Here is a 24,739-nt window from a genome sequence, read left to right on the forward strand (position 1 = left end):
CTGCCCCGTAGTGCCTTGAATCGCCGCTCATAGCTGCTCTATGCGCGCGGCGCTAATCCAGATCAAATTGACATCGGAGCCCTTGCTTGCGAAAAAAGAACGCATTCGTTAATCTCGGGCAAAAGGAGGCTGCAATGTCGAGCAGTCGAAAGCGCACGGGTCGGCCGCCGGGAAGGCCAGCGACGATTGCCGGGCCCGTTATTCAACCGCGGGTGACGCCGGAGGACGATAAGAAGTTGGGCGAGCTGGCGATGCTGCCGGCGTTTGAAGGCAACCGCTCGCAGGTGGTGCGTGTCGCGATTCGGGAGCTCTACCAGCGCCGGATCGGAAACAAGAAGGAGTGAACCATGAACGACGAGAAGAAGATCCAATTGGTGAAGGTCAACGTCTGCGACGCTGAGCTCGAGGCCGGCAAGGATGACGGAGGTGCGGTTTGGGTCTCGGTTCGGAGGGTGTGTGAGGTGCTGGGGGTGGCAGAGAACCGCCAGCTCTCGAAGCTGAAGAGCAAGCCGTGGGCAGGTGTGAACATGATGTTCACGACTGGACCAGACGGGAAGCGCTACCAGACCTCCGTCATCCCCTTGAAGGCGTTCCCCATGTGGCTCGCCACGATCAACGTCACGAAGGTGAAGCCAGGGATTCGCACCACGCTCGAGCGCTTCCAGAAGGAGGCAGCCGATGTCCTGGCGGCGTACTTCGTCGGCATCCCGATGCCCGCGCAGGTGCGCGAAGAAGAGCCCCGCGCCGTTACCCCGCCCCCGTCGCTGGCCGAGCAGATCAATATGCTGGCGCTCCGCCAGAAGCGCGCGCTGGAGTTGCTGACGGTGATCCCTGGCCTCTACGGCGAGGACTACCTGCGACATCGCGTCGAGCACGCCGTCGCGCTCGTTACAGGCGAGAAGCCGGTCATCGAGAACCCGCTCCTCTCGGTGGCAGGCTATCTCGAGGGTCGTGGCCTTACGCCCAAGCAGCAGAAAGAGAACGGGCCAAAGTTCGGCAAGCGCGTGAAGGCTTTGTACTTCGAGCGTTATGGGCAGGATCCGCCGAAGCAGCCGCGCGAGGTGAACGGCGCCGATCGTTTGGTGTATTCGTACACCGAGCGCGATCGGCCTCTCTTCGACCGCGCGTTCGAGGAGATGACGGCAGGCACGCCTTTGCCTCCGCTTGATGGGGCGAGGCTCATCCCGACGCCCGTGCCGCCCCCTCCGGCTGTTGATCTGCGGCTCCCGCCGCCGCCCTTTACCCCCGGCGCTACGTTCACTGCGTCCGAGATCGGCCAGCCCTACAACTACAGCGGGCAGCGCGTGAACAACATCGCGAAGACGCTGGGACTCCACGGCGACCTCGCGTTCGGGCAGTTCAAGGCGTTCACGAACGAGCGCGGCGTGCATAACAACTGGGTCTACAATACCCGGGGTAAGCTCGCCCTGGAGAACAAGATCAAGCAGCTCGATAGCCTCCAGTAGGGTGGAAGAGAAGCGCAATGAAAAACAAGATGAACCTGCCCCCGCTGGTGAAGAGCGTGCTGGAGATCGTTCTCTGCTTTGCGCTGGCGGCCGGGATGGTTTCGGCGCAGTGCGGCCTCGAGCAGCTCGTCAGGGCAGCAATCTCGAAGTAACCGGAAGCGCCCAGGCGGGGGAGCCTCATGGGCTGCCAAGCTGCTCCTCGCGCGATAACCACCACGTATGGCCGGGCCAGGCCCTGCCCAAGACCAGCACCGACCGCGCCATGATACGGCGCCTGCGCCGCAACGGCCGGCTGCCCGCCTGGGTGTGCGCGGAGCCCGTCGATACCAGGGTCGCCAATCGGCAGGATCTTCTCGTCGAGCTCGCCATCAAGATCGAGGGCAAACCGATCGAGGAGGCAGTGGCGATGGCCAAGGACCTCGTCGAGAACCCGCCCAAGTACGGCCCCCGGACCACGCCCAAGGCTGCACCTGCAGACCACGACGTTACGGATTCGGTTGCAGAGCCAGACGTGAAAGCGCCCACAGAGACGCTCGTGCCGGTCACGGTGGAGGACTGGACCCTGTTCACGAGCGATGGCGGGGAGCACTGGCTGCGGGATCTCGACCTGGCAGAGAAGGCAGCCCTCGCAAACCCGCACGACATCCGTACGACCATCCAGAAGGCGCTTGCTGATGGACTGGTGCGCGACGCCATGACCATTCTCGGTGGCGCCGAGAATGGTCCGCTGGTCCATGAAGTGAAGGTCCAGGTGGCCATCGGTTCTGGGGCCAAGCGCTGGGTGCCCGAGTACTACCTCAACGAGGAGGCTGCGCTGCTCCTCGTGACGCGTCTGCGTATGCCGAAGGCGATCGAGCTTACCAAAGCGATCGTGCGGGTTTTCCTGGCGGTGGTTCGAGGTGAGGTCCCTCAGAAGACGCACGCGCCTGTCGACGATGTCAGTGCGGAAGAGCAGCGGCTTCGCCTCCTGGCGCTCCGTCAGAAGAGTGCCATCGAGCTCTACGCAGCGATTCCCGTACCACAGAACCACTTCTGTGCCACGAAACCGTCAGCACCCCATCGGACGGCTGGCAGGCGCCTCGTGTTCGACGACCAGCACTTCGCAGCGAAGCGTGCTCCACGGACCACGGAGTACTGGCTCAACGAGGAGCAGGCCCTCTTCGTCACGACCCAATTGTAGCCCCAGTTACTCATAAAGACTCCGGCACGTCCCCGATGCGCGCCTAGCATCGGTGAACCGGCCTCGCGTCCGGACGAGGTGCGCGGAACAATCTCCGTTGCGGGCCGACTCGGTCACCGAACCCGGAGCTATGAGAACGGAACAAGCCCGTTCTCTGCGGCATCAAGCCGCTTGCCGCGCTCGCCGAGACGGCTTGTGCGACTGTTGAGACGCCACCGACTTCTTGGGCCTGCCCCTTATCACCTTCGCCCGGATGCCGCTCTCCGGCGCCGGCTCCTCGCTCGCCTTTGCGCGCTTGAGCTGCCTGTGATGGACAGCATCTGGCATGCCGGCATGCTCGGCCAGAAGCTCGCCGAGTACCTTGACCCTGCGGCAGACGGCAACCCTGTCCATGCCGAGCGCGGCGCCGACCTCGTCGAGGCCGTGTCCGGCGGCACGCAGCTCGATGAGCTGGCGGTCCCGCGGAGCCAGCGTCTCGAGCCATTCGTTCAGGCTGATGGCGCTGATGATCCGACCCGTCGGGTTCAGGCTGTGTGCCCGTGCCCTGCCGACATCCGCGTTCGACTCCTCGTTGTCGATCTGCGGGTTGTCCTCGAACTCCGCGACGTACTCGCCGAGGCCCAGGACCTCGACGCGGCGGCGGTTGTAGTTGCGCTGGTCGAAGACGTCCTTGAGCCTCTGCGTCCGATCGCCGGAGGCGAGATGGCGGCTCAGGTCGATGGCGCGTAGACGGCAGGCATGCACGAGCAGGGCGTCGTCGAGGATGTCGCCCGCCTCGGCGTGCCGCTTGTAGAGCCCCCAAGTAAAGCCGAAGGACCAGCGGAACATCAACGGCTCTCCCTCGGCTTCTACCCACATGCGCGTACCCGCGTGCATCACGCGGCCCTCCGTGCACGTAGATGTCTTGAGCAGGGGCTTCGTCCACCTTCGACGGTTCTCGTACTGCTGGCGGAAGTGACATTTTCGGTCCGATGTGCTGCACGGAGTCGGAGCAGCCTGCGCCCGTCCGGCGTTATCATCGCCACCGGAACGGGAGGTCACGATGCAGCAGGGGTACGGGGGCGACGAGTACATCCTCACGGGGCGAGTCGTCGACATCCAGACCGGGCAAGGGCTGCCCGATGTGCGCGTAGAGGCGTGGGACAAGGGGCGGCTCTGCAACGACTTGGTCGCGTGCGCCGTCTCTGACGCGCTCGGCATCTTCCGCATTGTTCTTGAGAGCCGGCACCTGCGTGAGCTCTTCCTCGACCGTGTCCCGGTGCTGTTCTTCCGCGTCTTCGAGGGCGCCACCTGCATCGCCAGCACAGAGCGCTCGGTCCCCTGGCGGGTCGATCGCCCGGAGAGCGCGGTGCGAATCGAGATCAACCGCTCGACGAGTACGCGCAGCTTCACCCCGGCACCCTTCCTCGTACGTGGTCGGGTAGTCACGGCCGCGGGGGCGCCACGCGCGGGCCTCGTCGTGCGCGCCTACAACCGGAACCTCCGGGAGGAGCAGCTCCTCGGCGAGGCCACGACCAGCGATACTGGTAGCTACCGAATCGTCTACGCGGCCGACAAGCTCGCCCAGGACTTCGAGTACACCGGCACGCTGCTCGACGTGGCGCTCTTCGATCCCGGCCCCGGGCGCGGGCACCGGAAGTCGGCTGCTGATCTCGTCGTGCGCGTGTACGACGCGGAGCGCGCCGTCACGGCCGAGAAGAAGCTCTGCCACGCGCCGCCCACGGCGACCGTGAACCTGGTGATGGGCGGCGAGGTCTACCGCGGCCCCTCGGCCTACGAGCGCCTTGTTGTTCTTCTGGCCCCTGCCATCCGCGGCGCCTCTCTGACGGACCTCACCGAGGAGGACATTCGCCACCTCGCGTGCAGCCTGCGCCTCGATCTGGATGATCTCGACGCCCTCGTCACGGCTACGCAGCTCGCACGCGCCCTCGGGATTCACCCCGCGGCCCTCTACGGGTTGTTCCGCGAAGGACTCCCCCGCGAGCGCCGTGCCCTGCTCACGACGAGGCCATCCGAGCAGCGCCGGGCGCTTCTTCTCGCGCTCGAGCACAACCTGATCCCGGCGATGCTCCGGGATCAGGTCGACGCCATCCTCGCTGCGCTCCACAGGGCCGCCGTGCAGCTCGCCTTCGAGCCGGTGGAGACTGGGATCTCTCTGGGCGATCTCCTCGCCATCGCGCTTCCCACCCGAGATGCGCGGGAAGCGCTGGTCTCGGCCTACCTCCAGTACGAAGGGCCGGTCGACGGCTTCTGGCAAGGACTTCGGGAACACCCGATGTTCAAAGAAGAAGGGCTCGTCGACCGCATGCAGCTCGCCCTGCAGCTCGCCACGCTCAGCCGCCAGCACCTGCCCCTTGTTCGTGCCCTCGACGAATGGCGTCGCAGCGGGATGTGGTCGTCGCTCGCCGATCTCGCGAAGCTCGCCATCCCCGACTGGCTCGCCCTCCTCGAGAAGGGCATCGACGGCGCACCCATCGGCGCCCCGCCTGACGTGCTGGGCGCCGACGACAAGGAGAAGAGCGCGAACTACGCGCTGCTCTTGACCGACACGCTGGCGAACACCCTCCCCACGGCCGCGCTCGCGGGGCAGCTCCAGGGCAAGGCTGATCAAGACCTCGCACTGTTCTTCTCGAAGAACCCGGACTTCGAGATCGGCAAGACCCAGGTGCGCTCCTACTTGCAGGAGAAGCCGGGCGCCCTCGACGGCCTATCCTCGCCGAAGACCGCGACGGCGAACCTCGAAGCCCTCGAGCGCCTCTTCAAGGTGACGCCCAGCCCCAGCGAGATGAACGTGCTCTTCTCCGCGGGCATCCACTCCGCGCAGGGCATCCAGAAGCTCGGCAAGCCGGCGTTCATCAAGTCGTACAGCCAGGTGCTCGGCGGCCAGTCCAAGGCCGAGACCCTCTTCCAGAAGGCCCAGCAGATCACGAGCGGCGCCCTCGCGCTCTTCGGGAAGTTCGCCTCCGTCGCTCGGCCGCCTGGGCTCTACGTCCTCCCCGCTCCGGACCTCGCAAGCACGGGTGACGCCGCCACGCTCATGGACATCTTCGGCCCGCAGAACCTCGCGTGCGAGCACTGCGCGTCGATCTACGGCCCGGCTGCCTACCTCGTCGACGTCCTCGACTTCCTGGGCCGCTACTCGGCCACGCAGAAGAAGCCTGGCGACCCCAACACGGCCCGTGATGTTCTTCTGTCCCGCCGCCCGGATATCGCACGCATCGAGCTCTCCTGCGCGAACACCCTGACCGAGGTGCCGTACGTGGATCTCGCCGATGAGATCCTCGAGTTCCGCCTCGCCCACGCGGTTGACCCGTCGGTTCTCCTCGACGCGCACATCAAGACCGTGGGCACCGCGGAGGAACTCGCGCTCTCACCCCAGCCCATCCATGGCAAGGCGCGCTTCACGGCCTACAAGGCGCTCGCGCAGGGGAAGTTCCCCCCGGCGCCGCCGTTCGACGTCTGGGCCGAGGAGACGGACATCCTGCTCGCGCACTTCGGAACCTCGCGCGCCGAGCTTGTTGACGTCTTCTCCCAGGCCCCGGCCACGCCGGCGCCGCCGGCCCCCGGCCTGCTCGATGCGTTCTCGGCGCTGCTCAAGGAGACCAAGGCGGACGCGTCCGCGTTCTTCTCGGCCGTTGCCGAGCGCGCTGGGCTGCCCGCTGCGGACCTGGATGTCCTCGTCAACAAGCTCGGCCTGGTCTTCCCCGCGAGCTTCGAGAACGAGGCTGCGGTCGCCCGCCTCTGGAACGCGATCCAAGTCATGAAGGGACTCGGCGTGTCCGCGACGCGCGCCATCTCCTGGGCTACCACAACGGCTCCGATCGAGAGCGCCGACCCCGCGGTACTCACCGCCCCGGCTCTTGCCGATGATGTCCGCCTGGCCGTGAAGGCGAAGTACACCGAAGACGCCTGGCCTGATATCGGGCGGGCGCTCCGGGATGATCTGCGCGAACTACAACGAAAGGCGCTTGTCGCCCCCGCGCTCGCGCTGGGCAAGTACGACTCCACGAACGACCTCTTTGCCGAGCTGCTCGTCGACGTGGAGATGAGCCCGAAGCCGACGACGTCGCGCATCCAGCAGGCGATCAGCTCGGTGCAGCTCTTCGTCCAGCGCTGCTTCATGGGTCTGGAGACCGCGGTCGCGTCCCTCGACGACGAGGCCGCCACGCAATGGGCCTGGATGAAGAACTACCGGGTCTGGGAGGCCAACCGAAAGATCTTCTTCCACCCGGAGAACTGGATCGAGCCCGAGCTGCGCGACGACAAGACGCCCTTCTTCAAGGAGCTCGAGAGCGAGCTACTCCAGGGGGACATCACCGACGCCCGTGCCGAGGGGGCATTCCGCAAGTACCTCCAGAAGCTTCACGATGTGGCTCACCTCGATATCGTCGGTGTGTGCGAGGAGGGTCAGAAGACCGGAAGCTCGTGGATCACCATCCTGCACGTCATCGGCCGGACGCATACCTCGCCGCACGTGTACTACTATCGGCAGCGCGTCGACCAGTTGTGGTCGCCCTGGGAGAAGCTCGACCTCGATATCCAGAGCGAGCACGCTCTGCTCGCCGTCTACAATCGCCGGCTGTACTTGTTCTGGGCGCTGCTCGAGGAGGCGGAGGACACCGGGCAAGATGCGGCATCTGCGCCAAAGGGCGGCAAGCCCGCGGGTAACAAAAACAAGTACGAGCTCGACGAGCACGGAAAACCCGAGAAGGACATCGACCCCGACATCGACGAGCCGCACAAGTCCCCAGGCCCCAAGGCGCCTGCCATCAAGAAGAAGCCCATGCGGCTCAAGATGGCCTGGAGCGAGTACCAGAATGGCCGTTGGTCCCCCAGGAAGACAGGCCCGGAAGAGCCTCTACGCCTCGATCTGCCCGAGGGCGACCCGGCTGCGCTGACGTTCTGGAGCACGTACAAGAACGGCCAGCTCGCCATCCTCTGCGCGGTAAAAGAGTTGGCCCCGCCGGATCGAGCGAGCCGGGTGTACGAGCTCGTGCTGGGCTGCGACGGACGCCTGACTGGTGGTTCAGCGTCGAATCCATGTCCCACGGGCGCGCCGTACGGCACGCACCTCGCGGGGATGGAGTTCATCAAGGACAAGAACACCGTGGGCCTCTGGCTGCGCGGCTTCGTGCTCACCGACAAGGACGTGAAGGTCCTCGGGGCGACGCCGAGCGCGTACCGGCTCGTCTGCGCGGAGCGCGGGCCGAGGCTCTGGACCATGCTCCACGGAGCATTCCCGCACCCGTCGTTCTTCTACAAGGACGACAGCAGGACCTTCCTCGTCAGGATCGAGCACCAAGCTCAAGCGCCCAAGCGCGCGGCAGCGGGAGAGGCGTCCCCCATGAAGCCGTGGGGACAAGTGCTGCCCGGACTTCCGCCCGCCCAGGCCGAAGGGCCGTTCTACATCCCCAATATCTCGATCGAGCTCGACCCGCGCCAGGTCCGAATCGAGACGTTCTACCACCCGCACGCCTGCGGCATGCTCGAGGCCCTCGACGGCGACGGCCTCGACGGTCTCTACCGCTGGCCGGCGGACGGCTCGGCCATCCAGCTCCAGAGCGACGCCTACTTCCAGAAGACCTACAAGCCGGCGCTCTCCGTGGTGAAGAAGCCGTATCCGGTGGATGATATCGACTTCTCCCTGGCGGGTGCCTACAGCCAGTACAACTGGGAGGTCTTCTTCCACGCGCCATTCCTCATTGCCTGCATGCTGATGAAGAACCACAGGCACGAGGAGGCCCAGCGCTGGTTCCACCGCATCTTCGATCCCACCCCGGGCACAGGCGGCCCGGAGCGGTTCTGGAAGGTGAAACCGCTCCGCGAGAAGGCCGACCCGAAGGCGCTCGCGGCCGAGCTCGCCGCGCTCGCGGCGGGAGATGAAGAAGCCCTCGGTGAGCTCGCGGCGCAGATCAAAGCCTGGCGCGAAGAGCCCTTCAACCCACATCTCATCGCACGCATGCGGCCGATCGCGTACCAGCGGGCCGTTGTGATGAAGTACATCGACAACTTGATCGCGTGGGGCGACTACTTGTTCTCCCAGGACACGCGCGAGGCGATCAACGAGGCGACGGGGCTCTACATCCTCGCGGCGGACATCCTCGGCCCGAAGCCCGAGCTGAACAAGCAGCCCGAGGCTGCTCCGAAGACATACGCAGAGCTTCTTGCCTCCGCCCCGCTCGCCGACCTCGAGAACCTCGTGCCCGAGCTCAACGGCGCCGGGGATGTTCCCCTCATCGACACGGCCCACTTCGCGATCCCGCCGAACGACAAGCTCCTCGGGTACTGGGATCTCGTCGCAGACCGGCTCTTCAACGTCAGGCACGGGCTCAACATCGAGGGCCAGGCACGGCCGCTCCCGCTCTTCGCGCCGCCGATCGATCCGGCGCTGCTGGTGAAGGCGGCGGCGATGGGCGTCAATTGGAAGGACGTCAGCGAGGTCGTGCCGATGCCCCACTACCGCTTCGGGGTTCTGCACGCCAAGGCGATGGAGTTCTGCGGCGGCGTGATCGCCCTGGGCGCGGCCCTGCTCTCCGCGCTTGAGAAGAAGGACGCGGAGAAGCTGACCCTGCTGCGGGCGACGCACGAGGCGGCGGTACTCACCGCTACCCGCGAGGTGAAGAAGCGGCAGATTGACGAGGCGAAGCAGACGCTCGCGGGCCTGAAGAAGACTCGTGAGGCCGCCGCGATCCGATACCAGCACTACAAGGGCCTGCCGTTCATGAACTCCTACGAGGAGCAGGCCATGGTGATGTCAGGCGCCGCCGCCATCACCCAGGCCCTCGTCCAGGTCACGCACACCGAGTCAGCGGGGGCCTACCTTCTTCCCACGGCAATCACGGGCGGCGCCGGCATCGCCAGCCCCGCTGCATTGGTCGTGTACGGGGGCGAGAACGCGGCGAAGTCCGGTGAGTCGTTTGGCAATGCCCTCGGCGTGATGGCGTCGTTGATGCGCGACGGTGCAGCGATGAGCGCGACGATGGGCTACTACACACGCCGCGCCGAGGACTGGAAGCTCCAGGAGAAGGTCGCCGCCAAGGAGATCGAGCAGCTCGACAAGCAGATCTTGGCCGCCGAGATCAGGCTCGCGCTCGTGGAGAAGGACCTCGAGAACCACGACCTCATCGTGGAGAACGCCAAGGTCGTCGAGGCGACGCTGCGCGAGAAGTTCACGAACGAGGCGCTCTATTCCTGGACGGTGAACGAGGTCTCGACGGTGTACTTCGACGCCTACAAGCTCGCGCTGGGCATGGCGAGGCGGGCCGCGATGGCGTTCAAGCACGAGCTCGCGAAGGATCCGCCGGACGTCTCGCTCACGCACTGGGACAACACGAGAAACGGCCTGCTCGCTGGGGAGAAGCTGTTGCAAGAGCTCCGGCAGATGGAGGCTGCGTACCTCGACAAGAACAAGCGCGAGTACGAGCTCACGAAGCACATCTCCCTCGCGCAGCTCGCCCCGCAGAAGCTTCTCGAGCTGAAGCAGAAGGGCGTCTGCGAGTTCGATGTGCCCGAGCTCGAGTTCGACCTCGACTTCCCGGGGCACTACCTGCGCCGGATCAAGACCGTCAGCCTCTCCGTCCCCTGCGTGACGGATGCCTACGGCACGCTCAACGCCACGCTCACGCTGGTGAAGAGCCGGGTCCGGAAGAGCGCCGAGCTCACGGGGGGCTACGCCGAGAAGGTGAACGACGGCCGATTCACCACGCCGTACGTCGCCCCGATCTCGCTCGCCATCAGCGGCGCGCAGAACGACACGGGCGTCTTCGAGCTGTCTCTGCGCGACGAGCGGTACTTGCCCTTCGAGGGCGCTGGTGCCATCGGCACCTGGAAGCTCGAGCTCTCCGCCAACAACACCGATCTCGACGCATTGAGTGACGTTGTTCTGCACGTCCGCTACACGGCGACCGACGGCGGAGACTCATTGAAAACCGAAGCGCAGAAGAACTCCGCGCTGCTCCTCTCGGGCCTGCGCTTGTTCTCGTTGAAGGACGAGTTCCCGACGGAGTGGCGCCACTTCCTCATGCCGGATGCCGGCGCAGCACAGACGCTGGTACTGCCGCTCGAGAAGAGCGTCTTCCCAAGGTGCCGCAATGGCGGCGCCCCGAAGATCAATGCCGTGCGGATGTTCGCTGCGTGGAAAGACCCCACGGCGTACTTCGCGGGCACGCCTCTCGCGGTGAACGTCACGCCGCCCTCGGCTGCCTCCGTGCAGACCACGCTCGTGAAGGGCCCCGGCGCGCTCGACAGCCTCGCCGTGAGCCCGACGCTGACGCCTGCCGCCGGAACATCCTGGGCTGCCGGTTCGTGGACACTCTCGGCTGCGGGCCCCGTGGGCGAGGGCCTCGACAACATCTGGGTCCTCTGCGACTTCTCGCGGCAGGGGGCCTGATCATGGAGGGCGTGCCGAAGCGGTCCTCGGTCATCCCCAGGCCGACGGTGAAGGCGCCCAACCCCTCGCTGCCCAAGGGCGGCGGTGCGGTGCGCGGGCTCGGGGAGAAGTTCAACGCGAACCTCGCCATGGGCACGGGCTCGTTCAACGTGCCGATCGCGACGACGCCTTGCAGGGGCCTCACGCCCGAACTCGCGCTCACCTACGACTCGGGGACCGGGAACGGCCCCTTCGGCGTCGGCTGGCACCTCTCGGTCCCGTCGATCACCCGCAAGACGGACAAGGGCCTGCCCGAATACACCGACCACTGGGACACAGACTCGTTCATCCTGTCCGGCGCCGAGGACCTTGTTCCGGTGCTCGGTCCGGATGCGAAGAAGCTGATCGTCACCGAGCAGGGCCGGAGGATCCAGCGCTATCAGCCTCGCGTCGAGGGGGCCTTCGCCCGCGTCGAGCGCGTTACCGAGGCGGGCACCCACTACTGGCAGGTGACGACGAAGGACAACATCCGGCACATCTACGGCAAGTCGAAGACTGCCCGGGTTGCCGATGCGTTGTACCCCGACCGGATCTTCACCTGGCTCCTCGAGCGCACGGAGGACGCGCGGGGGAACATCATTCAGTACGAATACAAGGCGGAAGACCTGGCGAGCGTGCCGAAGTCTCTCCATGAGAAGCACCGGCACGAGGATCCCAAGCTCTTCTCGAACAGCTACTTGAAGCGCATTCGGTACGGGAACAAGAAGCCCGGCGAGGCCGACGACTTCTACTTCCAGGTCGTCTTCGACTACGGCGAGCACGACGCCGAGGCCCCGACACCGGACGAGGGGAAGCCGTGGCCGTGCCGAAAAGACCCGTTCTCGAGCTACAGGGCCACCTTCGAGATCCGCACCTACCGCCTCTGCCGACGCGTTCTGGTCTTCCACCACATCCCCGAGTTCGGCGCGGAGCCCGTCCTCGTGCGCTCGACGGACTTCGCCTATGCCGAGGCGCCGACGCTCTCGCAGCTCGTCGCGGTCACGCAGTCGGGGTACATCCAGAAGAACGGCGGCTACGCGAAGAAGTCGCTGCCGCCGCTCGAGCTCGGCTACTCCCTGCCCGAGCTCCACACCGAGGTACAGACGGTCGACCCGGAGTACACCGCGGACCTCGGCAACGTCGACGGCAAGCGGGCGCGCTGGGTTGACCTCGAAGGCGAGGGGCTGCCCGGCGTTCTTGTCCAGCACGGCGAGGGCTTGTTCTACAAGCAGAACCTTGGCGAGGCGGAGCTCGCACCGGCCAGGCAGCTCGTGCGCCGTCCCAATGCACTTGCACCCACCATGGGCCGCACGGAGCTTCTGGATCTCGAGCACGAAGGCCGCCCGAGCCTCGTGTTCTTCAACAGGACAGGCTCAGGGATCCACGAGCGCACCGCGGATGGCGAATGGGGGCCGTTCATGCCCTTCTCCTCCCATCCGAATATCCCCTGGAACGACCCAGGCGTGCGCTTCATCGATATCACCGGCGACGGCCAGCAGGACATCATCTTCACGAGCGGGCACGTGCACATCTGGTTTCCCTCGCTCGGCAAGAACGGCTGGGGGCCGCCGCGGAATCTGCCGATGGTCTTCGACGAGGATCTGGCGCCGACGGAGGTGTACCGGGACAATCGAGGCATTGTCTTCGTCGCGGACATGACCGGCGACGGGATGCCCGACATCGTGCGGATCAAGAACGGCAGCATCTGCTACTGGCCAAACCGTGGCCTCGGGCGGCTGGGGCCCAAGGTCGCGATGAGCAACGCGCCTCGGTTCGATGACCCGCTCCGCTTCGATCCACGGCGCATCCGGCTCGCGGACATCGACGGCTCGGGCACGACGGACATCCTCTACATCGGCGCGGACGGGATCCAGATCGCCTTCAACCAGGCGGGCAATAGCTGGAGCAAGGTCGAGAAGCTACCCGGGTTCCCGACGGCTGACCTCGGGTCGCCGATCTCGGTGCTCGACTTCTTGGGCACGGGGACGGCCAGCATCGTCTGGTCCTCGCCGTGGAAGGGCGTGGCGCAGCCGCCGATGCGGTACATCGACCTGCTCGGCAGCAAGAAGCCGTACTTGCTCACCTCGGTGAAGAACACCCTCGGGGCGGAGATGAAGCTCGAGTACGTGCCCTCGACGAAGTTCTACTTGGAGGACTTGAAGAACGGGACGCCCTGGGTCACTCGACTTCCCTTTCCGGTGCATGTACTCGCCCGCGTGGAGACCCACGATGCCGTGAGCGGCACGAGGTTCGTTAGTACATACAATTACCACCACGGCTATTACGACAGCGCGGAGAAGGAGTTCAGAGGGTTCGGTCTTGTAGAACAATGGGATGCTGAGTCGTTCTCGGAGAGCGCGCTTCACCTCCCGCCGGTCCTGACGAAGACCTGGTTCCACACGGGTGCGTTCTTCGAGCAGGACAAGATCGAGAACCAGTTCGCGAGGGAGTACTACGCGCTCGACGCCCAGGCGCCTGTGCTCCCTGAAGCTGTACTTCCCCCGGCCATGAGCCCGAGGGAGGCCAGGGAGGCAGCGCGGGCCCTCAAGGGCCAGATGTTGAGGCAGGAGATCTACGGGCTCGACGGCTCACCGCAGCAACAGCACCCGTACCTCGTCACCTCGGCCAGTCACGAGATTCGCAAGCTGCAGCCGGCCACGGACAAGGCGCACGCGGTCTTCTTCCCGTACGTCCGGGAGAAGTTCGAGGCCCACTACGAGCGTGATCCGAAGGATACGCGCGTCGTCCACACCCTGGCGCTCGACGTGGACACGTTCGGGCACGTGACGCGCTCGGCGACAGTGGCCTACGCCCGCCGGAACATGGAGCTGCCCGAGCAGGGCCTGCTTGCCACGATCACCGAGGCCACGGTGGCGAACGAGCCCGCCCAGCCGGGCTTCTACCGCCTCGGGGTGCCCGTCGAGACCCGGACGTACGAGCTCACAGGCCTGCCGAAGACGCAGAGCGCGTGCCTGCCGTTCGCCACCGTCCTTGCCTCGGTGAACAACGCCACGCCCATCCCCTACGAGGCCACCCCCGATGGCAGCCTCCAGAAGCGCCTCGTCGAGCACGTGAGGCACCTCTACTGGGACAGCTCGACCCTGGCCGGCGCGCTGCCTCTCGGAGCCGTGGACGGGCTCGCGTTGCCCTACGAGACCTACGCGCTCGCCTTCACGCCGGGGCTGCTGGCCGGGGCGTACGGCTCGCGCGTCACGCTGCAGCTCCTCGCCGAGGGCGGGTACGTCGAGCAAGACGGCTTGTTCTGGATCCGGAGTGGACGGGAGACCTTTGATCCGACCTGGTTCTACTTGCCCATCGAGGTCAGAGACCCCCTGGGACAAACCACGAAGATCGGCTACGACAGCCACAACCTGCTCGTGGTCTCGGTCGTTGATCCTCTCGGCAACGAGATCACGGCGGAGAATGACTACCGCACGATGTCCCCGGTCCTGGTCACCGACCCGAACAAGAACCGCACCGCGGTAGAGCTCGACGAGCTCGGTCTGGTTGTGGCCACGGCGGTCATGGGCAAGCTCGGCGCGGGCGAAGGGGACACGCTCGCGGAGCCGACCTCTACGTTCGAGTACGACCTCGAGCGGTGGTGGAAGGACAAGAAGCCGAACGTCGTGCACGCCGCGGCGCGCGAGCGGCATGGGGATTCCGCCACGCCCTGGCAGCACCGCTACACGTACCTCGACGGGCTCGGGCGCGAGGTCATGAAGAAGGTCCGCGCCGAGGCCGGGCCGGCACCGAAGCGGGACCAGAACGGCCTCCTGGTCAAGGACGCGCAGGGGCAGCTCGTCCTCGAGGCCACGACCGTCCGCTGGGTGGGGACGGGACGAACCGTGTTCGACAACAAGGGCAACGCGGTCAAGAAGTACGAGCCCTTCTTCAGCGCGACGCACGAGTACGAGGACGAGAAGGATCTCGTCGAGTGGGGCGTGACGCCCACCCTCCGATACGACCCCCTCGGGCGGCTCGTCAGGACCGATCACCCCAACGGCACGTTCTCCCGTATGGAGTTCACGCCCTGGAAGCAAACGAGCTGGGACGAGAACGACACCTTACTGGAGAGCGCGTGGTACGCGGCCCGGCAGGCTGGCGCCTCGCTCTCACCGTCGGCCCAGGAGCAGCGCGCCGCGCAGCTTGCCGCCAAGCACACCGGCACCCCCGCGGCGGTTCTCCTGGATGTCCTGGGCCGGCCGGTCGTGAAGGTCGAGGACAACGGGGCTGCGGGGAAGTACACGACCGTGACGAAGCTCGACATCGAGGGCAACGCTCTCGCCGTCGTCGACGCCCGAGGCAACACGGCGATGGCGCAGCTCTTCGATATGCTGGGCCGGCCGCTCAGCCAGAAGAGCATCGATGCGGGCGAGCGGTGGACCTTCTTCGACGTGCTCGGTAACCCGATCAGGAGCTGGGACAGCCGCGGGCATGCCGTCCGCTCGGTCTATGATGCTCTTCACCGGCGCACGGAGCTCTGGGTGCAGAAGGACGCGGGCGCGGAGATCCTGGCGGAGAAGATGAGCTACGGCGAAGGGCAGCCGAACGCGCAGGCCGCGAACCTGCGCGGGAAGGTCTACCAGGTCAGGGACGGCGCCGGCCTCGTCACGAACGTGGCCTACGACTTCAAGGGCAACCTGCTCGAGGTGCACAGGCAGCTCGCCAAGAACTACAAGGGTGACCTCGACTGGTCGGCCTCGCCGGTGCTCGAGGCGGAGACGTTCGTCCAGACGACACAATACGACGCGCTCAACAGGCCGACGAGCCTCACCACGCCCGACCAGAGCGAGGCCAGGCCGAAGTACAACGAAGCTGGCCTGCTCGAGCAGGTAGAAGTGCGGCTGCGCGGGTCTGCCAACTGGTCGACGTTCGTCGATGACATCGATTACGACGCGAAGGGGCAGCGGGAGAAGATCGTCTACGGAAACGACGTCGTCACCGAGTACAGCTACGACCCGCTCACGTTCCGGCTGACGCGGATCAAGACGACCAGGCCCTCGGACGGGGCGCTTCTACAAGACCTTCGCTACACCTACGACCCCGTCGGCAATATCGTCGAGATCGCGGACCTCGCGCAGAAGACCGTCTTCAACAACGGGCCTGTCGAGCCGGTCTGGAAGTACGAATACGACGCCTTGTACAGGCTCAGCGAGGCGATAGGCCGCGAGCACGCGGGCCAAAACGCGGACATCCAGCAGGACGAGAGCGGCTTCCCGCTGCTCAATGTGCCGCACCCGAACGACCCGCTGGCGCTCCGGAACTACACCGAGCGCTACAAGTACGACGCGGTCGGCAACATCGAGAAGATGATCCACGAGGTCGTGGGTCTCTCGGGGAGCTGGACACGCCGCTACGACGTCGCGCAGGAGAACAACCGCCTGCTCCGCACGAGCGTACCCGGCGATGCGGACGGGCAATTCTCGGCGAAGTACAACCACGACGCTCACGGGAACATGACCTTGATGCCCCACCTGCCAAGCATCGGGTGGGACTTCAAGGACCAGAAGCGCGAGGTCGACAAGGGCGGCGGCGGCAAGGTGTACTTCACCTACGACGCCGCGGGGCAGCGCGTCCGGAAGGTCTGGGAGCACAACGGGATCGTCGAGGAGCGGATCTACCTCGGTGGCTTCGAGGTCTACCGGAGGAGCGAGGCGGGCTCGCTGGTCCTTGAGCGCGAGACGCTCCATGTGATGGACGGGGCCCAGCGCATCGCCCTGGCCGAGACGAAGACCGTGGACGCCTCGGTGCCGAACCTCAGCGTGGTGTCGCGCGTGCGCTACCAGCTCGGCAACCACCTCGGCTCGGCTGCACTCGAACTTGAGGAGGCCGGCCTGGTCATCTCCTACGAGGAGTACCACCCCTTCGGGACGACGGCCTTCCACGCGGCGGCGAGCGGCGTCGAGGTGAGCGCGAAGCGGTACAGGTACACGGGCAAGGAGCGCGACGAGGAGACGGGCCTCTACTACCACGGGGCGAGGTACTACGCGCCGTGGCTCGGACGGTGGACAAGTGCGGATCCGGCGGGGATGGTGGATGGGCCGAACCTGTATGCGTATGGCCGAAATAACCCCCTCCGCTTTGTTGATCCGGATGGGCGCCAGGCGCTTGTCAAGCAGACAATGGTACGTCCTCCTCGGACGCCCGCTGATGTGCAGGCGGAGCATCGGGCACAGCAGATGCGGCACCCACCGCCTCCAGAGCCTAAAAAAGAGGAGGAGCAACCTGCACCTAAGCCGGTCCCCAAGGAGCCGGAGCTCGACAAGAGTGCAGCCGCGCCCGAGCGCAAGCCTGTCTCGGAGCTAAAGCCTAGCGAATCGCTGAAAAAGTTCGTCGCAGAGCGCGAGCTCGCCCCGGGCGCCCCGATGAAGCGGAAGGTCGAGATCGGGCTAAGCATCGGATATGGCCATGACATTGGAGATGAAGAAGAACTCAGCAAAGTCAGGAGCAGGTACGGAACAGAGCTAGATGACGCCGAGGCAAAAGACCTCCTGAGCCGGGATCTGGAAGGCCAAGCGAAGGAGATCCGTACGCGCCTGAAGGGCGTGGCGCTGACCCAAGGTGAATTCGACGCGCTCGTCAGCCAAGGCTTTAACGGCGCGCTCTATAAGAACGGAAAGTCGAAGACGCTCGATGCGCTGAAGCGCAAGGCGACCAGTGATGAGGTGGCTGCCCTAATGCTTGATACGGTGACATCGGAGGAACCTCAGCACCGGGGAAAGGGGGCCATCGAAGGACTGACGGAACGTCGATTCGAGGAACTCCAGATATTCTTTGGCGCGGGCTACCCATCACGTCGCACGCCCGCGGTAGTCGCCCTCAGCAGGGAGTTCACGCAAGCGTACAACAACGAGGTCCATAAGGCATCTAGGGCAGAGAAGGGCGCAAAGCTCGCCGAGCTGCAGCGCCGGTTTATAGGTCTGGCCCGCCAACAAGGACTCATCCCATGACCATATCTGTTCCACGTGCCGGCAGCATCCTATTCGCCCTGCCCCTGTCCATCGCTTGCACGACCTCTCGCACGCGTTGCGCCAGTGATTCGTCCGCCCCAGCCGATCGCGCCAGCACTATTTCAGTGGCGGACGCGCAGCCTCTGGATGCGAACAGCGAAAGTGGGGCAGACGAAAGCGAAGATGCTGCAGCGTCGGGCACTCGCCAGTCCAATCAGTGCGAACTCATTGCACGTGAACTGAGATTCGTAGCGCGATGGCGGCATCATCCAAACCGAGCATTCGGTGGGAAGCCGCTTTACTGTGATATCTCGTCGACCGCCGACATCTGCGGACGGACCAAGGTCGACGAGGACGGGCTCGTGTCCGTCGCCGTTCCCCAAAACGGACCGGGCGCATTCTTTCACTTTATACTAAACGATGACGAGGACACTAAGAAGCGTCTCACCTGCAGAACAATCGGCTTGATCGCCACCGATCGACCTGAACCCGGTGTCGAGCACTGTGGGACTATCAAAGCTGGCCCACTCGCCGGCATGAAGATCATTGCCGACAGTCGATGCGATCGGTTACGCATGAAGCTGTTCGATAAAGCATACCAAGCGAAGGACCCGGATGCCGAAAAGCTGACAGACTGCGATGAGCCTCTACCTGAGCGTTTGGCTGGGCCAGAGCTGCTGTGCAAACCTGTGAACTTTGGGCGGGACTGAGTGCCCAGGTGAAACCACACCTGCCCACGCCCGGTCATGAATCCTTGATATTTCGCCGACAAGTTGTCGAACGTCGCTTCGAGGATTCACGCGGCGACCGTGGGGTCCGATGTCGTATGAACGCTGGGCTGATCAGCGCTGGCGCCCTCGCGTTACCATCGCGGCGGCCAAGGAGGCCCAGATGAACCTGCGTCACCTCATTGCGGCGATCACCCTCACACTTCTTCTCGCCGGCCTTGAAATCTTGCCGTCATGCAGTAGCGCTTCTTGCGACGGCGGCGGCGAGGGCTGCCCATGTACGACGGGCGTCGAGTGCGGCAGGCCGCCCATGTGCACGGGATGGATCTGCGACGGCACCTGTCACAGCTTTAACGAGCGCGTGGGGTTCCGCTGCCGCATCGAGCCCTGCCCCAGCGGCGAGAAGTGTCCCGGCGTGTGCGACGGCGCGGGCACGTGCATCGGGTGCCTGCAGGACGCGGACTGCAAGCCGGGGCATACCTGCGAGGCTGGGAACGTGTGCTCGCGGTGCGATGACGGCGTGAAGAACGGGGACGAGGCCGACGTCGACTGCGGCGGCTCATGCCCGCTATGCCCGGGGACGTGCAAGGTGGACGCGGACTGCCCAGGTGGGTACTGCTGGGAGGGGCAGTGCGCTCGGTGCGATGACGGAATCCAGAACGGGGACGAACAAGGCGTGGACTGCGGCTCAATCTTTGGACATTGCCGCATATGCCTTGGTTACGAGTGCGAGCACGATCAACAATGCACGAGCGGTATCTGTTCAGCGAATGGCGTGTGTTGCAAGGTCTCCTGCGAGGGCTGCTACGACTGCAACGGTACAGGTGATTGCAACCTGAATGTCGGCTACGTGCCATGGGCCGGGTGTGCCGAGGGCCAGCTCTGTGGATGGGGTGGATTGTGCTCTTGGCCTGATGGCCACTCCTGCACAAAGAACGAGGACTGTTATCACCTCTCCTGCGTCAATGGCGTATGCACATAATCGCTGTTTGCTCCGTCCCAGTTCAAGGCGGCGGGGTGGGCTCTGCGAGGCAGCAGTACGTCACGGGCCACGCGGTGAACGTTTCGCCGACGATCTCGCCGCCGCTCGGCTGACACGCGCCAGCATCGTATGAGAGAATCTCGGCCGTCTTGCTGCCGACCGCCGCGCCGCTCAGCAGGTCTACGCACTTCGTCCCTCCATTCGACGAAAGCGACATGCTGGCTTGCTCGTTCCCGCAGGCACCATCCGTATACGCCTTGACTCGCACCGTGCATGACCCCCCTTCCACAGGACCGCAGGTGCATGTCGAGCAGTACCGCCCCTCCTCCGCCTGCTCCCATCCGGTGTGCCGTTCGGGCCAGGCATCAGGGCATGGGTGGGCCGCGCCGAGCCCATCCGCGACGATGCATAGCCGATAGCCCGCTGGCGTGTTCGGGATGCAGGCTTTGAAGCCGTCGCAGTTGCCAAAGTCAGCCGAAACGACCTCGATTACCCTTGTGCGCACGGGCGGGGGCAGGGGCTGGCCCTCGGGAGGAATCGCCGGCTCGGCCACGCACGGCGCGAGTGTCGGCGGTTCGACCACCAACGACCCAGCACACGGCACGCCATTGCAGTCGAGTCCCGCAGGGAGGGCGTTCTCCGGCGAGCAGGTGCCGTCCCACCCGGCCGGCGCCCCGAACGGGGTGGTAGTTGGGTCCGTATTATCTTGACAAGCGGTTGACTCGACGTTCCACGCTGCTGGGAGGATACATGCCTCCGATGGCGTCGCGCACGAGCAGGCAGGGCACGCAGGTTCGGCGAACATGACGTCGACCCACGTCTCGCGGACGGTTCCGGGCAGCGGCGGAGGAAGGGGATCCGTCTCCTTCCCCATCCACACGAACGAAGGGAAGTGCTCCCAGACCCCGATGCCCGGCGTGACGCACTGCCCAGAGCACGACGAGCCCGCTTCTGGACCTCCGTCATCTTCGCCCGCATCGACATCGTCGCCGGCATCCACGTCGGCATCATCGCCTGCATCGGGCGGGCACGCATACTTCTCCCCTGCCGGGCCGCAGCAGGGGACCTCCTCCTGCGCGTCGTTGTAGCAAACGGACACGTACTCGCTCGTCGCGAAGCCACATGCAGCCACCCCGGAGGCGACCAACATGCCGAGGTACCAGGCGAGGATCCTGAACGCGCGCATGCCCCAAAGGCTAGCTCCCGAAACCAGGCACGGTCAACGTTCGGACCTGACGGACAAACCAACGCGGGGCGCCGTCGCGTTCCACCAACGCTTGCGCCTCACGCGCCCCCCGGGCATGCTCTGCACCAGGGACAAACCTGCTCTCTCGGGTCATGCGGGACGCCTCTTTATGCCCTTTCAGGGCGCGCTTTTTGCTCGTCGCGGCCCTGCTCTGTGGCGCCTCGGAGGCGACGGCGCAGTCGCCCCAGGTGCTGCCGTGGCGCCTCGACTACACCCCCGGTCCTGACGCCCCGAAGAACTGCCCGGACAGGAGCTATATCAAGGCCGCCCTCGCCACGAAGCTCAAGGGCCACGACCCCTTCACCGATGACGCGCCGCGCTCCATCTCCGTGAAGTTGGTGCTCAATCCGCAGCGGATCGAGGCGCACATCGAGGCCCGCGACGAGACCGGTGAGGTTGTCGCCAACCATGTTACGTACGCGGAATCTTGGCGCTGTGACCAGCTCGCCGATCGCACTGTCTTCTACCTGCGCGACATCATCGACCCACTGACGATCCCGCCCGCGGCACCGGCGGCGTCGAACTCGTCGGCGCCGCCCGCGCCCTCCGCGTCTTCATCAGCCGTTCCGCCCCCAGCTCCCTCGACGCCTGCTCGCGTCGAGCCGCTTCAACCCGCCGCAGGCCCCTCGGCACCGAAGACCCCGCCGCCCCTGGCAGGGCTGCCGCAGCTTGCCATCTACGCGAACATGGGGGCTGCCTGGTGGAGTGCCTCCGAAACCGCCCTGAGCCTCGCGACGGGCATCGAGGCGCGGTGGCGGTGGGTCTCCATCGGTGTCGAAGGGCAGTACGATCGGGCTTGGGCTTTACCGACGAAGCTCGACGTAGAGGCGCGACGGGTGGGTCTGACCGCGCTGGCATGCGGACGCCATGAGCTCCTTACTGCCCGCGTCTTCGTCCGCGCCTGCGTCTTCGGAGACGTGGCGCAGCTTTCACTCGATGTGCAGAAATTCAAGCTCATCCACGAGGAGGATGACCTTGTCATTGACCTCGGCGCGCGGCTCGGCGGCGAGTTCCGTCTCGCTCGCTTCGTGGGCCTCCAGCTCCACGGGGACATGGCCTACGCGGCTCGTCAGCGTAGGTTCGTCGTCGATGGCGAGGAGCTTTGGCGCTCTCCTCGTCTCACCGGCGCGGTCCGGGTCGGCCTGGTTGTTCCCTTCGATATCCGGTGAAGTCGCCTTCGAGCAGGAAGCCGTACGATTTATTGGACGGGTCGCCCGTCTCGGCGCGTGTTTGTAGTCGTGCGCCTCCTCCTCCCGTTCCTGCATCACGCCAGCGACGCCTTTCTCCGCTTCTACGCGACGCACATTCTGACCGTTCTCGGGATCCTGGCGCGGATGGGCGTGCGCCAGGCGGATGTAGATGACCTCGCGCAGCTCGTCTTCGTGAAGGTCTACAAGAACTTCGACAAGGTCCCGTCCGCGGGGGTCGAGGACTGGCTCAAGATGATCTGCGATCAGCAGGCGGCGGAGCACTATCGCCTCTACCGTCACCGCTTCGAGACCCCCGAGGCAGACGTCGGCGTGGACGTGCCCAGCGACGAGAACCCGCACGAGCGCTTCGAGCATCATGAGCTCGATCAAGTCGTCAAACGCGTGCTCCAGACCATGGACGCGGAGCTCGTCGATGTACTCGTCAGGGCCGAGTTCAACGGGGAGTCGCTGCCGAAGATCGCCGCGGCGCTCGGTGTCTCGCGTAACACCGCGCAAGCCAGGCTCGTCGAGGCCAAGGACGTCTTCCGTCGCAGGGTGAAGAAGCTGTTCGGCCGGGACTTCACGCCGTTCATTCTGCTGCCCTTCGGCCTCGATACCGTCTTCCGCACCGACCACCTCACGCCCGACTTCATCGAGAAGGAGCGGCACGAAGTCTGGCGCGGCGTCGCCCGCAAGCTCGGCTTCCACGAGGAGCTTCCTCCCGCCCTGGCACCGAGCCCGTCGCCGCCTTCCGAGCCGCCGGCTTCGGGCGAGCGGCTCATCCAGGCGGTTGCGCTCCCGGGCTCTGGGCCTGTCGCTCGGGCCACCGTGAAGGCGGTGCTCGAGCGCATCATCAAGCACCCGCTCTTCCTGGTCGGCGTGGGCGCCCTGGGTGGGGGTGGCGCGGTCGCGCTCTGGCCCCACGACGAGTCGCCTGCTGCGCGGCATGCTGTGCCGATGGTGCTGTCCGTCGTGGTCGACGAGAGCGGACGTGGCGAGAGCTCTTCTGTCGTCGCGCCCCCTGCCACTCCCGGACCGAGCCCCACCGTGGTTGTCGTCGCGCCCTCGCGTCCTCCTACCGCCGCCGTGCCACTCAACGACCCGGAGACGACCAACCTCGAACAAGCTCGAGAGATGCTCTCGCGCGGGCATTTCGCCGAGGCGCTCTCCACGCTGCGACAGCATGAACGGGACTACAGGGACAGTCAGCACGCGGCGGTCCGGAACAATTACATCGCCACGGCGCTTGAGGGCCTGCGGCAGAACGATCAGAAGCGCGGCACCACGCCCTGACCAGCCTCTTGCACGGGGGCAGGCACTTTTCTTGGACGGTCGCCAGCGTCGGCTCGTGTTTGGAGAGTAAGGGACATGCGGCTTCTGGGCCCGGCCATGACTGCCGGTTCGCGGGCGCGGTTGTCCTTGCGATTTATCATCATCCGCAGACGGCCGCGGTGCAGGGCGCGCATTGGGGTGCGTTCGTCGAGGCATACCACCGCGGTCGCCTGGGGATGGTGATGATCGCTCGACGGAGGTCGCGGGACACAGCTCGCATTCGCTAGCCCAGGTTCCGCGCCCGCCTCCGGGCGATCATCGCTCCGATCGTCATCCGCTGTCGTGTGCGGCGTCTCCCGAGTCGACGTCGCAAAGCCGACGACAAGCGTCTTCGCGGCTTTTTCAGGCTGCAGACGGCATTCGTGCGCTCGGAGGAGTACATGGCCGACGAGGAAGAAGACGAAGCCGCCACGCGCGTGATGACGCGCCTGGGAACGAGCCACGAAGAGGACGACAACGCCCCCACGGCGTTCTTCGTGCGGCCGGCTATTCCCGCGCCTCCCGTTCCCGCCACGTCGATCCCGGTGAGGCCCTCATGGTGGCGCATGCTCATCGGCGTCTTGTGTTTCTGGCGGCGCCGTCCAGGAGCAGCGGTCGTTGCGGCTCCGGCCCATGCACCTGCGCGTCCCGCGGCCTCTGCGTCGACATCGCACGTGCACGTGTCCGCGCCCAAGGCGGCGCGCAGGCCCGCTCCCACCCTGGTCTCGCCTCTCTCCCCGGGGCGACGGGCGGTTGTCGACGAGGTGCACATGCTGCTCTGGAGCTTCGAGCCGCACGAGCTCGAGGCGACGGCGAAGCTCATCGAGCACATCGTCGCAGCTAGGCTCGCGGGGCCGGAGGGGCGCGTCGAGGCGCAGATCATCTACGCGCTCATGTACATGCGCACGGACGAAGACGGGGCGGTCGGCCTCGCTGTTCTGCGGGGCAAGCTCCTCGGGCTCGCTCGATCCGCAGTGGACCAAGCGCTCCTTCATCTCGAAGAGCAAGGCCAGGTTGTACTCCGGCCTGCGGATCCGACCTCCGGGACACGACAAGTTGCTGCAGGGATCGAACATCCGACGCGAGGGCTGCTTGAGCGTGTCGCTCTCGTTGCACAAGCGAGGAGAGCGTCTTGAGCGGCGAGCGCGCCACAACACGTCCGCCGGGCGGCGCCAATGCGCCGGCCGCGCCCATCTCAACAAACCCGCCGTCGACGATCCGACCTTCCCCGTCTGCGCCCCCACCCGTCGAGCCTCGACGGCGTCATCGCACGCCGATC

Annotated in this window: 12 protein-coding genes; 10 read left to right on the forward strand and 2 right to left on the reverse strand. The window is 65.7% G+C overall.

Annotated elements, in window-relative coordinates:
- The first annotated feature begins 86 nt into the window (after window positions 1–86).
- The 4 genes from E8A74_RS40500 to E8A74_RS40510 all read left to right on the forward strand — a co-directional run bounded on the left by E8A74_RS40500 (window position 87) and on the right by E8A74_RS40510 (window position 2,646).
- Window positions 87–344 (forward strand): hypothetical protein, encoded by a 258-nt coding sequence (locus E8A74_RS40500; RefSeq protein ID WP_136934476.1) that lies wholly within the window; start codon window positions 87–89, stop codon window positions 342–344.
- A 3-nt stretch (window positions 345–347) separates the two neighbouring features.
- Complete coding sequence (locus E8A74_RS40505; protein ID WP_136934477.1) at window positions 348–1,466, forward strand: phage antirepressor N-terminal domain-containing protein; 1,119 nt, start codon at window positions 348–350, stop codon at window positions 1,464–1,466.
- Between the two features lie 17 nt (window positions 1,467–1,483).
- The gene (locus E8A74_RS55710; RefSeq protein WP_269749921.1) at window positions 1,484–1,618 is read left to right on the forward strand and encodes a hypothetical protein; all 135 of its coding nucleotides are present in this window, start codon (window positions 1,484–1,486) and stop codon (window positions 1,616–1,618) included.
- A gap of 110 nt (window positions 1,619–1,728) precedes the next feature.
- The gene (locus tag E8A74_RS40510; protein WP_136934478.1) at window positions 1,729–2,646 is read left to right on the forward strand and encodes a hypothetical protein; all 918 of its coding nucleotides are present in this window, start codon (window positions 1,729–1,731) and stop codon (window positions 2,644–2,646) included.
- Between the two features lie 162 nt (window positions 2,647–2,808).
- Here the strand turns inward: E8A74_RS40510 and E8A74_RS40515 are convergent, their stop codons facing one another.
- Window positions 2,809–3,525 (reverse strand): hypothetical protein, encoded by a 717-nt coding sequence (locus tag E8A74_RS40515; protein ID WP_136934479.1) that lies wholly within the window; start codon window positions 3,523–3,525, stop codon window positions 2,809–2,811.
- 163 nt (window positions 3,526–3,688) lie between these two features.
- Here E8A74_RS40515 and E8A74_RS40520 point away from each other — a divergent pair, with 163 nt between their 5' ends.
- From E8A74_RS40520 to E8A74_RS40530, 3 genes are read left to right on the forward strand one after another with little or no spacing between them, the layout of a single operon-like run.
- Entirely contained in the window at window positions 3,689–11,035 is a 7,347-nt protein-coding gene (locus E8A74_RS40520; RefSeq protein WP_136934480.1) for a Tc toxin subunit A-related protein, read from the forward strand.
- Between the two features lie 11 nt (window positions 11,036–11,046).
- Window positions 11,047–18,003: a SpvB/TcaC N-terminal domain-containing protein gene (locus E8A74_RS40525; RefSeq protein ID WP_170229742.1), complete on the forward strand. Its 6,957-nt coding sequence runs from the start codon at window positions 11,047–11,049 to the stop codon at window positions 18,001–18,003.
- Window positions 18,000–18,713, forward strand: coding sequence for a hypothetical protein (locus E8A74_RS40530; RefSeq protein WP_136934482.1), 714 nt, complete (start codon window positions 18,000–18,002; stop codon window positions 18,711–18,713). Before E8A74_RS40525 ends, E8A74_RS40530 begins: the two co-directional genes overlap by 4 nt.
- Before the next feature lie 1,022 nt (window positions 18,714–19,735).
- Here the strand turns inward: E8A74_RS40530 and E8A74_RS53290 are convergent.
- Complete coding sequence (locus E8A74_RS53290) at window positions 19,736–19,930, reverse strand: hypothetical protein (RefSeq protein ID WP_170229743.1); 195 nt, start codon at window positions 19,928–19,930, stop codon at window positions 19,736–19,738.
- Window positions 19,931–21,051: 1,121 nt separating this feature from the next.
- Here E8A74_RS53290 and E8A74_RS40540 point away from each other — a divergent pair.
- The 3 genes from E8A74_RS40540 (at window position 21,052) to E8A74_RS40550 (ending at window position 24,596) form a co-directional block, all read left to right on the forward strand.
- The gene (locus E8A74_RS40540) at window positions 21,052–22,128 is read left to right on the forward strand and encodes a hypothetical protein (protein WP_136934484.1); all 1,077 of its coding nucleotides are present in this window, start codon (window positions 21,052–21,054) and stop codon (window positions 22,126–22,128) included.
- Window positions 22,129–22,197: 69 nt separating this feature from the next.
- Window positions 22,198–23,442, forward strand: a complete 1,245-nt coding sequence (locus tag E8A74_RS40545) for an RNA polymerase sigma factor (protein ID WP_170229744.1) — start codon at window positions 22,198–22,200, stop codon at window positions 23,440–23,442.
- 788 nt (window positions 23,443–24,230) lie between these two features.
- Window positions 24,231–24,596 carry a hypothetical protein gene (locus E8A74_RS40550; RefSeq protein ID WP_136934486.1) on the forward strand — a complete coding sequence of 122 codons (366 nt, stop codon included), beginning with the start codon at window positions 24,231–24,233 and terminating at the stop codon, window positions 24,594–24,596.
- Window positions 24,597–24,739: the final 143 nt, after the last annotated feature.

It is taken from the genome of Polyangium fumosum, assembly GCF_005144585.1.
GTDB classification, from domain to species: domain Bacteria; phylum Myxococcota_A; class Polyangia; order Polyangiales; family Polyangiaceae; genus Polyangium; species Polyangium fumosum.

Bases quoted from the DNA above. Each gene is read 5' to 3' on its own strand.
- E8A74_RS40505 (WP_136934477.1), top strand. From the start codon at position 348: ATGAACGACGAGAAGAAGATCCAATTGGTGAAGGTCAACGTCTGCGAC.
- E8A74_RS55710 (WP_269749921.1), top strand. From the start codon at position 1,484: ATGAAAAACAAGATGAACCTGCCCCCGCTGGTGAAGAGCGTGCTGGAG.
- E8A74_RS40510 (WP_136934478.1), top strand. From the start codon at position 1,729: ATGATACGGCGCCTGCGCCGCAACGGCCGGCTGCCCGCCTGGGTGTGC.
- E8A74_RS40520 (WP_136934480.1), top strand. From the start codon at position 3,689: ATGCAGCAGGGGTACGGGGGCGACGAGTACATCCTCACGGGGCGAGTC.
- E8A74_RS40530 (WP_136934482.1), top strand. From the start codon at position 18,000: ATGACCATATCTGTTCCACGTGCCGGCAGCATCCTATTCGCCCTGCCC.
- E8A74_RS53290 (WP_170229743.1), bottom strand. From the start codon at position 19,930: ATGTCGCTTTCGTCGAATGGAGGGACGAAGTGCGTAGACCTGCTGAGC.
- E8A74_RS40540 (WP_136934484.1), top strand. From the start codon at position 21,052: ATGCGGGACGCCTCTTTATGCCCTTTCAGGGCGCGCTTTTTGCTCGTC.
- E8A74_RS40550 (WP_136934486.1), top strand. From the start codon at position 24,231: ATGCTGCTCTGGAGCTTCGAGCCGCACGAGCTCGAGGCGACGGCGAAG.